The 13,606-nt window shown below is 70.5% G+C and carries 10 protein-coding genes and 1 tRNA gene; 6 read left to right on the top strand and 5 right to left on the bottom strand.

What is annotated here, in order from left to right; translation table 11 throughout:
* Positions 1–451: 451 nt before the first annotated feature.
* The gene (locus NVS89_RS09315; RefSeq protein WP_258732343.1) at positions 452–1,348 is read right to left on the bottom strand and encodes an SDR family oxidoreductase; all 897 of its coding nucleotides are present in this window, start codon (positions 1,346–1,348) and stop codon (positions 452–454) included.
* Positions 1,349–1,441: 93 nt separating this feature from the next.
* Between NVS89_RS09315 and NVS89_RS09310 the strand changes: the two genes are divergently transcribed.
* A complete protein-coding gene (locus NVS89_RS09310) occupies positions 1,442–2,290 on the top strand; it encodes a helix-turn-helix transcriptional regulator (protein ID WP_258732341.1) in 849 nt (282 codons plus the stop codon).
* Here NVS89_RS09310 and NVS89_RS09305 read toward each other — a convergent pair.
* Both NVS89_RS09305 and NVS89_RS09300 read right to left on the bottom strand, forming a co-directional pair.
* Positions 2,287–3,258, bottom strand: a complete 972-nt coding sequence (locus NVS89_RS09305) for a hypothetical protein (RefSeq protein WP_258732340.1) — start codon at positions 3,256–3,258, stop codon at positions 2,287–2,289. The two genes, NVS89_RS09310 and NVS89_RS09305, sit on opposite strands and share 4 nt — an antisense overlap.
* Positions 3,259–3,382: 124 nt before the next feature.
* Complete coding sequence (locus NVS89_RS09300) at positions 3,383–5,275, bottom strand: glycoside hydrolase family 15 protein (RefSeq protein WP_258732339.1); 1,893 nt, start codon at positions 5,273–5,275, stop codon at positions 3,383–3,385.
* 259 nt (positions 5,276–5,534) lie between these two features.
* On the opposite strand from NVS89_RS09300, the gene NVS89_RS09295 reads away from it, so the two are divergent.
* Complete coding sequence (locus NVS89_RS09295; protein WP_258732338.1) at positions 5,535–5,969, top strand: DUF1810 domain-containing protein; 435 nt, start codon at positions 5,535–5,537, stop codon at positions 5,967–5,969.
* A gap of 21 nt (positions 5,970–5,990) precedes the next feature.
* Here NVS89_RS09295 and NVS89_RS09290 read toward each other — a convergent pair whose 3' ends face one another.
* Positions 5,991–6,896: a LysR substrate-binding domain-containing protein gene (locus NVS89_RS09290; RefSeq protein WP_258732337.1), complete on the bottom strand. Its 906-nt coding sequence runs from the start codon at positions 6,894–6,896 to the stop codon at positions 5,991–5,993.
* Positions 6,897–7,007: 111 nt separating this feature from the next.
* Between NVS89_RS09290 and NVS89_RS09285 the strand changes: the two genes are divergently transcribed.
* The 3 genes from NVS89_RS09285 to NVS89_RS09275 all read left to right on the top strand — a co-directional run bounded on the left by NVS89_RS09285 (position 7,008) and on the right by NVS89_RS09275 (position 11,832).
* The gene (locus NVS89_RS09285; RefSeq protein ID WP_258732336.1) at positions 7,008–8,378 is read left to right on the top strand and encodes an MFS transporter; all 1,371 of its coding nucleotides are present in this window, start codon (positions 7,008–7,010) and stop codon (positions 8,376–8,378) included.
* Between the two features lie 123 nt (positions 8,379–8,501).
* A complete protein-coding gene (locus NVS89_RS09280; protein ID WP_258732335.1) occupies positions 8,502–10,157 on the top strand; it encodes a Na/Pi cotransporter family protein in 1,656 nt (551 codons plus the stop codon).
* 97 nt (positions 10,158–10,254) lie between these two features.
* Positions 10,255–11,832, top strand: coding sequence for an FAD-dependent monooxygenase (locus NVS89_RS09275; RefSeq protein WP_258732334.1), 1,578 nt, complete (start codon positions 10,255–10,257; stop codon positions 11,830–11,832).
* A 167-nt stretch (positions 11,833–11,999) separates the two neighbouring features.
* Here the strand turns inward: NVS89_RS09275 and NVS89_RS09270 are convergent.
* Positions 12,000–12,084, bottom strand: a tRNA-Leu gene (locus tag NVS89_RS09270).
* A gap of 531 nt (positions 12,085–12,615) precedes the next feature.
* Between NVS89_RS09270 and NVS89_RS09265 the strand changes: the two genes are divergently transcribed.
* Positions 12,616–13,572: a complex I NDUFA9 subunit family protein gene (locus tag NVS89_RS09265; protein WP_258732389.1), complete on the top strand. Its 957-nt coding sequence runs from the start codon at positions 12,616–12,618 to the stop codon at positions 13,570–13,572.
* Positions 13,573–13,606 lie beyond the last annotated feature (34 nt).

The following is a 13,606-nucleotide window of genomic DNA, read 5'->3' as shown; positions in this document are numbered from 1 at the left end:
GTGCAGTCGACAGTTTTCCCGCCGGCGACCGCCGGTCCGAAGACCTCGTCTCTGTCGGGATCAACCTGAGGAGCAAAAGCACCGCGTCAGCGGCGCGCCCCGTCGATGGCCGCTTTATAAGGGGACCCCGCGGATAATGTCAACGGCCCTCTCGCAAGAAAAATGACATGCCGGCGACAGAGCGGAAGCTTGAGGTGGAAAAGTGCCTTTTCCCACGCCTTATCAATATATTAACGCGGCTTAATGGCTTCGCGGACCGCGTTCTCCCCGGGGCGATGCCACCGCGCGCCCTGCCGTGGGTCAGCGCCGGATGTCGGCACCGGAAGGACGGACAGGCATACCGGGCCACGACACTCTTCGCAGATAGACCCGCCTCAATCGACAACGCGGCCGCCGGGGTGGACCCGTCACAAGGACGCATCCACCCCGGCGGCCGCCACATTCGCGCGCTTCAGAGCCCGTCCACTTCCAGCCGCTCGAGATCGGCGAGCATGCCCGGCCCCTTGGGCTCCCATCCCAGCGTCGCCCGCGTCAGCGCGCTCGAGGCCGGGGCGTCGTGCAGTACGAACGGGGTCAGCCAGCCAAAGAACGCCGCCGCCTCGTCCGGTGCGATCGAACGGACCGGCAGCTCCAGCCGGCGGCCGATCACCTGCGCCATGTCGCGCATGGATATCCCCTCCTCGGCGGCCGCGTGATAGACGGCGCCGGGCTCGGCCTTCTCGATCGCCAGCCGGTAGAGCCGCGCCACGTCGAGGACATGCGCCGCCGGCCAGCGGCTGTGCCCGTCACCGACATAGGCGCAGGCGCCCTTCTCGCGGTAGAGGACGATCGCGTAGCTCACCAACCCCTGGCGGGCGGTGTCGTGCACCTGCGGCAGGCGCATAACCGACACGTTGACCCCGTCCGCGGCGACGCTCGCGGCCGCTTCCTCCGAAGCCGCGCGCGGGATCACGTCGGAGCCGACGACCGGATCGTCCTCCCGCGCCGGCTGGCCGGGCTCGGCCCGCGCCATGCCGGTCCCGGAGGTGATGACCAGCGGGCGGGCCGATCCCTTGAGCGCCGCGCCGAGCACGCCGATCACCCGGCGGTCGTCCTCGCAATTGGCGGCGTATGTCGAGAAGTCGTGGTTGAAGGCGAGGTGGATGACGCCGTCGCAGAGCGCGACCCCGCTCCTGAGGCTGTCCTCGTCCTGCACTGAGCCGCGATGCACCTCGGCGCCGGCGGCCGCGAGCGCGGCGGCCTTCTCCGGCGAACGCACGAGGCCGAGCACCTGGTGGCCGGCCGAGATCAGTTCCCTGACGACGGCCGAGCCGATGAAGCCGGTCGCGCCGGTCACGAACACACGCATGATTGGGTCTCCAGAATTCCAACGGAGACAAATCTCGGCCTACCGGCTATCGTGGTAAAGTAGTGAGATTATCCTGGTATAATGACTATCAGCATGAGCATGCAGACCGACGAGAATGCGCTCGGCGCCTATCTGAAGGACCGGCGGGCGAAGCTCGACCCCGGCGCCTTCGGCTTCCCGCAGGCGCGCCGCCGCACGCCGGGACTGCGGCGCGAGGAGGTGGCGCAGCGGGCCAACATCAGCGCCACCTGGTACACCTGGCTCGAGCAGGGACGCGGCGGTGCGCCCTCCGCCGACGTGCTGGACCGGATCGCCCGCGCCCTCATGCTGACCGATGTCGAGCGCGAGCACCTGTTCCTGCTCGGCCTCGGCCGCGCGCCGGAGGTGCGCTACCGCAAGGGCGAGGGCGTCACCCCGCGCCTGCAGCGCGTGCTCGACGCGCTGGACCCGAGCCCCGCCTTCATCCGCACCGCGACCTGGGACATCGTCGCCTGGAACCGGGCGGCGACGGTGATGCTCACCGATTACGGCAAGCTGCCCCCGGAAGAGCGCAACGTGCTGCGCTTCATCTTCCTCGACCCGCGCGTGCGCGCCGCCCAGTACGACTGGGAGAGCGTGGCGCGCTTCGTGGTCGGCGCCTTCCGCGTCGACGCGGCGCGCGCCGGGGCCGCCGCCGAGGTGAAGCCGCTCGTGGAGGAGATGTGCCGCCTCAGCCCCGAATTCGCGGCGTTGTGGCGCGACAACGACGTCCACGGCCATGGCGAGGGCGTCAAGCAGATGCACCACCCGGTGCTCGGCCCGGTGACATTCGAATATTCCGCCTTCACGGTCGACGGGCGGGCGGACCTCAATATGGTGGTCTACAACCCCGCGTCCCCGGGGCTGGCGGAGAAGATCCGCTCGCTGCTCGGCGCCGGTCCGGGCGAGCTGACGAAGCTTTAGGGCGCCGGCGTGCCGAGCCTGCCGAACAGGCGCAGCAGCTCGGCCTCGGCGCCGTCCGCCAGCAGGTCCCGGTCCATCCGCATCTCGTCGTCGAAGGTGATCTTGGCAATCGCGCGATCCTGCAGCACGGTGGCGAGCAGCTTGGTCGCGCCCTTCTGGCTGAAGATGTTCTCGCCATAGATCAGCGTTTTACCGACCGCCGCGTCGCCCATCAGGAACCGGAAATAGTTGAACTGGAGATAGCCCTCGCGCGGCATGTGCGGCCCGAGCACGAAGACGCGCAGCCGGCTCCACTGCTCAGGCGACAGCTCCGCGCGCCACTGCCGCACGATGCCGTCCATGCGCTTAATCTGGTACTTCGCCGCGTCCGACGCGCTCGCCAGCAGATAGGGCGCGACGTCGCGCGCCGCCTTGGTCAGTTCGTCGCGCGTGTAGCTGCCGCGGGCGAGCGTCGCCTCCATGAAGGCGGTCATGCGCTGCACGATATAGGCGTCGCGGGCGTGCGCATCCGCGCCGAGGCCGAGCGTGCCGAGGATCGGCTCGACCGCCCTGACCTGCGCCAGCAGCTTTTCCAGCAGCGGCTTCCACACCGCCGCGCCGGCCGCCGGATCGTCGGCATAGGCGTGCAGCAGGCCGACCACGCCGAGGGTGATGTGGGAGATGGTCTTGAGCTCGGTATAGCCGTCGGGCGTGTAGTCGGCGTGCGTCTCGGTGCCGTTGGCGAGCAGCACCATGTCGCCGGCGACGATGATGACCGGCCCGTCGTTATCCGCGAGCGTCTGCGAACGGCCGGCGACATAGGCGGCGATCGCCGCGTCGTCGAGCGCCTTCAGCAGCTCCGCCGGCTGTTCTTTCTGCGTCTGCTCGGCCGCCGGCGGTAGCGCGTCCGCGACGGCGGGCAGCGACAGCAGGAGGACGGGAAGGAAGACGAAGGCGGCATTGCGCAGAAGCGTGCGACGACGGCGCATCGTGTTCAGGTTCTCCGCCCGGGATACCGATTCGCCTTCATCCTAGCCGCAGCCGGACGCCGCTCCAATGGCGGCAAGGCCCACAGAGGCGGGCCGCAGGAGCGTGTCCGCGGCGCGGGACGCGTTACGAGGCGGCGGCCTGCGATCCGTCGCCCGCCCCGCCATCTGCCGATCTGCCGCCCTTCGACCCATCGGCCTCCGCCCCGTCGGTTCCCGAGCCGTCCGCCCCTTCGGCGCGCTCCTCGGCGGGGCCGGTGGCGCGGGCGAGGTTGAGCGCGGTGTTGATGAGCCCGACATGGCTGAAGGCCTGCGGGAAATTGCCCAGCATGCGGCGGGCGACGGGGTCGTATTCCTCCGCCAGCAGGCCGACATCGTTGCACATCTCCCGGAGGCGGCCGAACAGCCGGCGCGCATCGGCATAGCGCCCCTGCAGCACCATCACGTCCGCCAGCCAGAAGCTGCAGGCGAGGAAGGCGCCCTCGCCCGGCGGCAGTCCGTCATCGATCTCGTCGGTGCGATAGCGCAGCACCAGCCCGTCATGCAGCAGCCGCTTCTCGACCGCCGCCACCGTGCCGCGCACGCGCGGATCATCCACCGGGAGGAAGCCGACCAGCGGAATCTGCAGCACGCTGGCATCGATGGTCTTCGAGCCATAGGCCTGCACGAAGCTGTCGAGCTCGGGATCGAACGCCTTGGCGCAGACATCCGCATGGATCGCGTCCGCCACCTGCCGCCAGTGGTCCGCGAAGGGCCGGCCGCCTTCGGTGTCCTCGGCCATCTTGGCCGCGCGGTCGAAGGCGACCCAGGCCATCACCTTGGAATAGGTGAAGTGCTGGCGCCCGCCGCGCATCTCCCAGATTCCCTCGTCGGGCTCGAGCCAGGCCCGCTCGAGGAACGGCATCAGCACGCCACTGACCGCCCGCGTGCGCGGATGCGGGGGAAGCCCGCCCTTGAGCGCCTGCGCCATGGCGTCGGCGACCTCGCCGTAGACGTCGAGCTGGAACTGACCGGCGGCGGCGTTGCCGATCCGCACCGGGGGCGATTCCTCATAGCCCGCTAGCCACGGCACCTCCCATTCGAGAAGCTGCCGCTCGCCGGCGACGCCGTACATGATCTGCACCTGCGCCGGCGCGCCGGCGATCGCGCGCATCAGCCATTCGCGCCAGGCGCTGGCCTCCTCGTAATAGCCAAGCTTCATGAAGGCCATCAGCGTCATGGTGGCGTCGCGCAACCAGCAGAAGCGGTAGTCCCAATTGCGCGAGCCGCCGAGCTGTTCGGGCAGCGAGGTGGTGGCCGCCGCCACGATGCCCCCGCTCGGATGGTAGGTGAGCGCCTTCAGCGTGATGAGCGAGCGCTTGACGGTCTCGGTCCACTGCCCGACCTCGGGGCAGTGCTTGATGAACTCGCGCCAGTAGGTCTCCGTGTCGGCGAGCACCGCCTCGACGTCCTGATGCGCCGGGCGCGGCCCGTTCGAGGGGCCATAGGTGAGCACGAAGGGAATGCGGTCGCCCTCATGGACGGTGAAGGAGCCGGTGGTGTGCAGGTCCTCGCCGTCGAGCGGAACCGGGGTCACCAGCGTCAGCAGGTCCGGACCCGCCACCGCGCTGATCACGCCGTCCTCATGCGTCACCCACGGAATGGTGCGGCCATAGTCGAAGCGGACCACGAAGTCGGTGTCGAACGCGACCCGCCCGCTCACGCCGACCACGAGGCGCACCAGGTCGCTGGCGCCGTCGCGCGGCGGCATGAAATCGATCAGCGTCGCCCGGCCCTCGGCGGTCTCGAAGGTGGTCTCGAGAATCAGCGTGTCCGGGCGGTAGCGCCGCGTGATCGACACCACCGGATCGGCCGGCGCGATCGACCAGCGCCCGTTCTCGGCGGTGCCGAGCAGGGCGGCGAAGCAGGCGGGCGAATCGAAGCGGGGAAAGCAGGCCCAGTCGATCGCGCCATCGCGCGAGACCAGGGCGGCGGTCTCGCAATCGCCGATGAGTGCATAATCCTCGATGCGGGAGGTCAAGAGGGCTCCTCTCAAGGTCAGGCGGGTACCAATGACTGCCACTCAACATCGTTCATGTGCGCCTTGTCCAGCCGCGGCGCCCGGACGGCGCCTGCAACGTGTCCCTCGACGGACCGATGCTGCAATGCGAGCCTGGTGGTCGCGGAAGCAACTTTGTGCCCGTCACCGCGTCTTTAAGGACGAGGTCGCGGCGGGCGACGGGACGGCCCGAACGCAAGGCTACAGGCCGGCCCGGCCGGCCTTCGGGGAGTACGCCAGGATGACGGATTTCGATGCCGCACGTTTCGTCGACGCGCAGGCGCCGGTGCTGGCCGAGGTTGAGGCCGAGCTCGCCGCCGGCCGCAAGCGCACGCACTGGATGTGGTTCGTGTTTCCCCAGCTCGCCGGGCTCGGTCTGTCGCCTACGGCGCAGCGATTCGCCCTTGCCGGCCTCGGCGAGGCGAAGGCGTATCTCGCCGATCCGGTGCTCGGCGAGCGGCTGCGCCGCCATGTCCGGCTGATGCTCCGGCATCGCGCCACGCCGGTGCGCACCGTCCTCGGCAGCCCGGACGACCTCAAGTTCCGCTCCTGCCTGACCTTGTTCCGCGCCGCCGCCACCGATCCTGCCGATGCGGAGCTGTTCGCGGAGGGGCTGCAAGCCTTCTACCGGGGCGAGCTCGACGCGAGGACGCTCGAGCTGCTCGGCCAGTCCTGAACGCCTCCCCGCTTAAGCCCGTCACGGGCGGGCGGCGGCGCCGAGGGCGAGGAAGGCCTGCGTCGTCGGCGAGGCGCCCTCGGACAGATGCGCGAGCCAGGTGGACAGGCACGGCGCGGGCTCCGCCAGCCGGCGCGTCACCACATTGGCGAGACGGATGTTGCGCAGCGAGGCGGCCATGATGGTGATGCCGACCCCGGCCGCGACGAGGCCGATGATGGTCACCGCCTCGCGCGCCTCCTGGCCGATCCGCGGCCGGAAGCCGGCGGCGCGGCACAGCTCGATGAACTGGTCGTAGGTGATGGCGCCGGCCTCGCGCGAGAAATGCACGAACACGTCCTGATGCAGCTCGGCGAGCGCGATCCGGTGGCGCGGGCTGGTGCGCGCGAGCGGGTGGCTCTTGGGCAGGAACACCAGCAGCTCCTCGCGCTGCAGCTCGATGGCGGCGATGCGCGGGTCCATCAGCGAGGGATCGGCCGGGGTGCGCAGGAAGGCGACGTCGAGCGAACCGTCCAGCAATTCCTGCATCTGCTGGTGGCTCAGCATCTCCCTCAGCGTGAGGTGCACGTCGGGTCGCTGCTCCCGGAAGGTATGGATCAGCGTCGGCATGATGCTGGCGAGCGGGGCGGAGGCGGTGAAGCCGATGCGCAGTTCGCCGATCTCGCCGCGCCCGGCGCGCTGGCCGACGATCAGCGCCTGCTCGGCGCGGGAGAGCACGGCGCGTGCCTCGGCGAGGAACAGGCGCCCGGCCTCGGTCAGCTCGACGCGGCGGCTGGTGCGGATGAACAGCTCGGCGCCGAGCTCCAGTTCAAGCGCGTGGATCTGCTGGCTGAGCGGGGGCTGCGAGATGCCGAGCCGCTGCGCCGCGCGGCCGAAATGCAGCTCCTCGGCGAGCGCCGTGAAATAGCGCAGATGACGCAGATCCATTCGCCGAACCTATCAATCAGGACCAAACCGATATTGGACAATATAGGTTTGCGGTCCCATCTGCATCCTCGCGGCGCCCTTCAGTTCCGTTGCGCCGCGGAAGTGATCCCGATGACCGACATATCCGCTCTGCCCGACGCCGGCGCCGCCGCGCCTCTCGCCTCGCCCCTCGACGCCACCCTTCCCGACCATCCGGGAGCCGCCGTCGACAGCCGCATCCGGCGCGGCACGCGCAGCTTCCGGCTCACCAATCTCGCGCTGTTCTCCGCCGGCTTCTCGACCTTCGCGCTGATCTACTGCGTGCAGCCGCTGATGCCCGTGTTCTCGCAGGAGTTCGGCATTGGCCCGGCCCAGAGCAGCCTCGCTTTGTCCGCCACCACCGGCACGCTCGCCTTCGCCATGCTGGTGGCGAGCTCGCTGTCCGAGATCGTCGGGCGCAAGCCGGTCATGGTGACCTCGCTCCTCGTCTCGGCTCTCCTGATGATGGCGAGCGCCTTCGTGCGCGACTGGAACGACCTCGTCGTGCTGCGCGCGCTGGCGGGCATCGCCTTCAGCGGCCTGCCGGCCGTGGCGATGGCCTATGTCAGCGAGGAGATGCACACCGAATCCGTCGGCCTCGCCATGGGGCTCTATATCGGCGGCAGCGGGCTCGGCGGGCTCGGCGGGCGCGCCATCGCCGGCGTCGTCGCCGATTTCGTCTCCTGGCGCACCGGCCTGTTCGCGGTCGGCGTGGTCGGCGTCGCCTGCGCGCTGGTGCTGTGGCGCACCCTGCCGGCCTCGCGGAACTTCCGCCGCAGCTCGCCTTCGGTGCGGGTGCTCGCCGGCTCCTTCGCCGGCCATCTGCGCGACGGCGGCCTCAGGGCGCTGTTCCTGCAGGGCTTCCTGCTGTTGGGCAGCTTCGTGTGCGTCTACAACTACACCGGCTACCGGCTGATGCAGCCGCCCTTCTCGCTGAGCCAGATCTCGGTCAGCTTCATCTTCGCGGTCTATCTCGTCGGCATCGTCTCCTCCGCCTATATCGGCGATCTCGCGGTGCGCCTCGGGCGCGGCCCGATATTGTGCCTGTCGCTGGGGCTGATGCTGGTGGGGGTGCTGGCGACGCTGGCGCCGTGGCTGCCGGTGATCGTGCTCGGCATGGCGGTGCTGACCGCCGGCTTCTTCGGCGCCCATTCCACCGCCTCGAGCTGGGTCGGCGCGCGGGCCCACCACGCCAAGGCGCAGGCCTCCTCGCTCTACCTGTTCGCCTATTATCTCGGCTCGAGCGTGGTCGGCACGCTGGGAGGCGTGTTCTGGACCGGCCATGGCTGGCACGGCGTGGTCATGCTGATCAGCGGCCTGCTTGTCGCCGGCTTCGCCTGCGCCTGCTGGCTGGTGGCGCTGACCAGCGGGGAGCAGCGCGGCGAGGGCAAGAGCGCGCTCGGCCCGTCTAGCGGGGCCCGCGTCTCCCGCCAGGGCGGCGGCGCGGTCGGGTCGCTGTCCTGACCGCCGGCCGTCCGGCGTCGGCGGCAATGGCCAAGGGTCGATCTTGATGCTGCCACGCCGCGGGGTTTAGCGTTCACGCAGCCGGGCGGCCAACGCGGCCGGCCGCAGGCACCGGATGCGCCCATGAGCTTTCCCGTCACCCTCGTCGATCTCGCCGGCTTCATCGCACTGCTGCTCTGGGGCACCCACATGGTGCAGACCGGCATGCAGCGCGCCTTCGGGCCGCGCCTCAAGGCGATCCTGAACCATGCCCTCGCCGGCCGCCTGCGCTCCTTCGCGGCCGGCCTCGGCATTACCGCGATCCTGCAGAGCAGCACCGCCACCGGGCTGATGGTCACGAGCTTCGCCGCCGGCGGCTTCGTCGAGCTGGTGCCCGCGCTCGCGGTGATGCTCGGCGCCAATGTCGGCACCACGCTGATCGTCCAGCTCCTGTCCTTCGACATTTCGACCGTCGCGCCGGCGCTGATCCTGGTCGGCGTGCTGATGTTCCGCCGCAGCGCCAGCGCGCCGGCCCATGATCTCGGGCGGGTGCTGATCGGCCTCGGCCTGATGCTGCTGGCGCTCCACCAGCTTCTCGGCCTGCTGGTCGACGTCGAGGACGCGCCGAGCCTGCGCCTGCTGCTCGGCTCCATCGCCACCACGCCGCTGCTCGACGTGCTGGTGGCGGCGGGGCTGACCTGGGCGGTGCATTCCAGCGTCGCGGTGGTGCTGCTGGTCATGTCGCTGGCCGCGCACGGCATCGTGCCGCCCGACGCCGCCTTCGCGCTGGTGCTCGGGGCCAATCTCGGCACCGCCATCAATCCGCTGCTGGAAGGCGCGGCAGGCGCCAGCCCGGCCGCCCGCCGGGTGCCGATGGGCAATCTGGTGACGCGCCTCGTCGGCATCGCCCTGGCGCTAGCGGCCCTGCAGCCGATCGGCCGGTTGATGGTGACGCTGCAGCCCGACACGATCCGCGCGGTCGCCGATTTCCACACGCTGTTCAACCTCGCCGTCGCGCTGGCCTTCCTGCCGCTGCTCACCCCACTCGCCCAACTGCTGAGGCGCCTGCTGCCGGACGAGCAGGCTTCGGTCGACCCCTCGGCGCCGATCTATCTCGACCCGGCCGCCCGCGAGACGCCCATCGTCGCGCTGGGCGGCGCGGCGCGCGAGACGCTGCGGCTCGTCGACGGGCTCGAGACCATGCTGCTCGGCGCCCGCGAAGGGCTGGCGAAGAGCGAGCGCCGCCTGATCGCAGAGACCCGGCGCCGGGACGACGTGCTCGACCGGCTGAACATCGCCATCAAGTCGTACCTGACCTCGATCGACCCGGACGAGCTCAGCCATGACGACCATCGCCGGCTCAACGAGATCCTCGCCTTCGCGATGAACCTCGAGCAGGCCGGCGACGTGGTGGACCGCTATCTGCTGCCGCATCTCTCGAAGGGCCTGAAGCGCGGCCTTCTGGTGCCGAAGGACGGGCGCGAGGAGCTCGTCGCCCTCACCAACCGCATCATCGTCAATCTGCGCACCGCCGCCTCGCTGTTCATGACCGACGACCCGCGGGCCGCGCGCCTGCTCGCCGACGAAAAGGTGGCGTTCCGCGATGCCGAAGCGCGGGCGACGCGGGCGCATTTCGACCGGCTGCGCAGCGGCGTCCTCGCCACCGCGCAGTCGAGCGCGCTGCAGCTCGACCTGCTGCGCGACCTCAAGCTGATCAACAGCCACATCGTCGCCGCGGCCGCCTATCCGGTGCTGGAGCGCAGCGGCGAGCTGCTGCCGAGCCGCGTCGCCGGAGGCTGAACACCCGGCAGCCCGGCGGCGGCCGCGACGAGAACCGAAGCGGCTCTGGCCACGCCCTCCCGCTCGCCTGTAAAAAGGCAGCCGGGGAGGACTGATCATGGACGCATCCGTACTCGTCGTCGGCGCCGGTCCGGTCGGGCTGACACTCGCGGCCGAGCTGGCCCGCCACGGCGTGCGGGTTCGCCTCGTCGACAAGCTCGTAACACCCTCGCCCTATTGCCGCGCCATCGGCGTTACCCCGCGCTCGCTCGAAGTGTTCGAGGATATGGGGCTGGCGCGCGAGATGATCGACGCCGGGCTGTGGCTCGACGGCATGCGCATGGTGCTCCCCGGCCAGCCGCCGCGCGACAAGCGGCGCGACCTCTCCGACCTGCCCTATGCGGCGCTCGGCGTGCCGCAATACGAGACCGAGCGCGTGCTCACCGAGCGTCTGGCGCAGTACGGCATCGTGCCCGAGCGCGCGGTCGCGCTCGCGGCCCTCTCGCAGGCGGAGGATCGCGTTCATGTCGAGCTCGACGGTCCGCAGGGCCGGGAGTCGGCAACGTTCGATTTCGTGGTCGGATGCGACGGCGCGCACAGCGCGGTGCGCAAGGCGCTCGGCATCGCGTTCGAGGGCGAGGGCTGGCCGTTCGAGTTCATGCTGGGCGACGTATCGATCGACTGGGACGTGCCGCGCGGGCTCGCCGTGTTCGCGGTGCACCCGATGGAGGACGCGCCGCCGGACCTGCTGGTCGCCGTGCCGCTGCCCGAGCGCGGGCGCTACCGCGTCTCGGCCATGGCCCCGGCGCGGCTCATGGCGCCGGCGAAGGATGGCACCGACCACGGCATCCAGGCCGAGCGGCCCGGCGCCGGCCTCGCCGACCTTCAGGAGGTGGCCGACCGCCTGCTGCCGGACCGCCCGCGCCTCGGCGACCTGCGCTGGTCGTCGATCTTCCGGATCTCGATCCGCCTCGCCGAGCACTACCGCGCCGGCAACGTCTTCATCGCCGGCGATGCCTGCCACGTCCACCCGCCGACCGGCGGCCAGGGCATGAACACGGGCATACAGGACGCTTACAACCTCGCCTGGAAGCTGGCCCTGGTGGCGAAGGGCGAGGCCGGCCGGCGGCTGCTCGACAGCTACGAGGCCGAGCGGCGCCCCGTGGCCGAAGCGGTGATCGCCCACACCGTCGAGGAGAGCGTCAATCTGGGCCGGCGCGGCGAGGGCGACCGGCTGGCCGACACCCAGGTCCTGGTGAGCTATCGCGGCGGCCCGCTCGCCGATGTCGCGGGGGACGGGCTTTCCGCCGGCGACCGGATGCCCGACGTCGAGGGGCTGCGGCGCCACGGGTTCGGCTTCCCGCTGCGGCTCTTCGACGTGCTGAAGGGAACCCGCTTCGTGCTGCTGGTGCCGGTGGACGGGACGACGGACACGGTCGAGGCGCTGGCGGCCGACATCCACCGCCGCTGGCCGGGCCGCGTGCGCGTCGTCGCGCTGGCACCGGGCGAGGCGGGCCTCGACGAGCCGCCGGGCGTCGAACTGCTGAGCGACGCCGCCGGCCGCTTCGCCGCGACCTTCGGCGACGGACAGGCATGGCTGGTGCGGCCGGACAACCACGTCGCCTGGCGCGGCCCCGCCGCCACGGTCGCCGCCGCCGTGCCAACCTATCTCGCCGAAGTCATCGGGCTGAAATGAGCCGTGCCGCCGCGGATGGCGGAGGTCGGTGGGATTGGCAGGCGGGGAACACTGCGCGAGGGAGATGGACCCGGTCCGCTCCGCGAGGCACCATAAACGAAAAAGCCGCCGAAACCCGTCGTTCCAGCGGCTTTTCGAACGATATTTGACCATGTCGGATGATCGAATGGTGCCCAGGAGAGGACTCGAACCTCCACGGTGTTACCCACTGGTACCTGAAACCAGCGCGTCTACCAATTCCGCCACCTGGGCTCGCGCCCAGCGGGCACGGCGGGGACACATAGTCGGCCTCGATCCATCTTGTCAACGAGACATTCCAGATGTCCCCGTTTGAACGAGAGCCAGCCATCCCGTCGGCGCGTTCGCCAATGTCGGTGGAACCCCGGCGGGCGGCGCAGGCGCACGGGGCGCCAAGCCCAGCGCCATGCCCGTAGCCGGCAGCATCCCGCTCCTTTCGGAACGCGCGCGCCCCGCAAAATCGCGAATGCCATCATGGCGGGCTTCGGCGCGGCTTTTCGCGAATCTGCACACGAGCCCGCTCCGAAGCCGGCACGAAAGCCGCTCCAGCCGTCCGGCAAAGCCCACCCCACGCCCTCCCGATCCCCGTCCCTGCACCCTTCCCGGCCACCTCCCATGCGCGAGCGCGCTGGACGCTGGGCCGGCACCGCGCTAATCCTCTGGCATGCCACTGCCGGGCCGGGAGAGAATGCGATGGTCGACGCCGCCAATGCCGACGAACTGCCGCTTGAGAGCGAAGCCGAGCTGCTGAAGCGCGCGGCGCCGATGGAGCGTCTCGTCACGGTCTTCGGCGGCTCGGGCTTCATCGGCCGCCATGTCGTGCGCGCGCTGGTGCGCCAGGGCTGGCGGGTGCGCGTCGCCGTCCGCCGCCCGGACCTTGCCGGCCATCTGCAGCCGCTGGGTGCGGTCGGCCAGGTCAACCCGGTGCAGGCGAACCTGCGCTATCCCGCCTCCGTGCTGCGTGCGGCGGAAGGTTCCGAGGTCGTCATCAACGCCGTCGGCGTCCTGCACCAGAGTGGGCGACAGAGCTTCGAGGCCGTACACGATTTCGGCGCCCGGCAGGTCGCGCTGGCGGCGAAGGAAGTCGGCGCGCGGATGATCCACCTCTCGGCCATCGGCGCCGACGCCGCCTCCGACGCGCTCTACGCCAGGACCAAGGCGGCGGGCGAGGCCGGCGTGCTCGAGGCGCGCCCCGACGCGGTGATCTTCCGCCCCTCGGTCGTGTTCGGCCCGGAGGACGACTTCTTCAACCGCTTCGCCGCCATGTCGCGGCTCTCGCCCTTCCTGCCGCTGATCAGCGGCGGCGAAACCCGGTTCCAGCCGGTCTTCGTCGGCGACGTCGCGGCCGCCATCGCCAAGGCGGTGGACGAGGAGGCCAAGCCCGGCACGGTGTATGAGCTCGGCGGGCCGGAAGTGCTTACCTTCCGCCAGCTCATGGAGATCATGCTGGAGGAGATCGGCCGCAAGCGCCTGCTGGTGCCGGTGCCGCGCGGCCTCGCCATGCTCAAGGCGCGGGTGCTCGAGCTGCTGCCGAACCCGCTGCTCACCCGCGACCAGGTGCGCCTGCTCGCCTATGACAACATCGTCTCCGAGGCGGCGAAGGCCGAGGGCCGCACGCTCGAGGGGCTGGGCATCCACCCGACCGCGATCGGCGCCGTCCTGCCGGGCTATATGTGGCGCTACCGCAAGGCGGGCCAGTTCACCCGGCCGGAAGCCGCCTGAGGCTTCCGCGCCACCAAGCCGCTATCGCTTCAGG

The organism is Ancylobacter mangrovi (assembly GCF_024752355.1).
GTDB lineage: Bacteria > Pseudomonadota > Alphaproteobacteria > Rhizobiales > Xanthobacteraceae > Ancylobacter > Ancylobacter mangrovi.
Note: the sequence above shows the minus strand (reverse complement) of the source record. Positions and strands in the feature narration are given on the sequence as shown.

What these genes read in the sequence shown, in the direction of transcription:
- NVS89_RS09315 (WP_258732343.1), bottom strand. Translation starts at nt 1,348, where the DNA reads ATGCGTGTGTTCGTGACCGGCGCGACCGGCTTCATCGGCTCGGCCGTC.
- NVS89_RS09310 (WP_258732341.1), top strand. Translation starts at nt 1,442, where the DNA reads ATGAGCATGCAGACCGACGAGAATGCGCTCGGCGCCTATCTGAAGGAC.
- NVS89_RS09305 (WP_258732340.1), bottom strand. Translation starts at nt 3,258, where the DNA reads ATGCGCCGTCGTCGCACGCTTCTGCGCAATGCCGCCTTCGTCTTCCTT.
- NVS89_RS09295 (WP_258732338.1), top strand. Translation starts at nt 5,535, where the DNA reads ATGACGGATTTCGATGCCGCACGTTTCGTCGACGCGCAGGCGCCGGTG.
- NVS89_RS09290 (WP_258732337.1), bottom strand. Translation starts at nt 6,896, where the DNA reads ATGGATCTGCGTCATCTGCGCTATTTCACGGCGCTCGCCGAGGAGCTG.
- NVS89_RS09285 (WP_258732336.1), top strand. Translation starts at nt 7,008, where the DNA reads ATGACCGACATATCCGCTCTGCCCGACGCCGGCGCCGCCGCGCCTCTC.
- NVS89_RS09280 (WP_258732335.1), top strand. Translation starts at nt 8,502, where the DNA reads ATGAGCTTTCCCGTCACCCTCGTCGATCTCGCCGGCTTCATCGCACTG.
- NVS89_RS09275 (WP_258732334.1), top strand. Translation starts at nt 10,255, where the DNA reads ATGGACGCATCCGTACTCGTCGTCGGCGCCGGTCCGGTCGGGCTGACA.
- NVS89_RS09265 (WP_258732389.1), top strand. Translation starts at nt 12,616, where the DNA reads ATGGAGCGTCTCGTCACGGTCTTCGGCGGCTCGGGCTTCATCGGCCGC.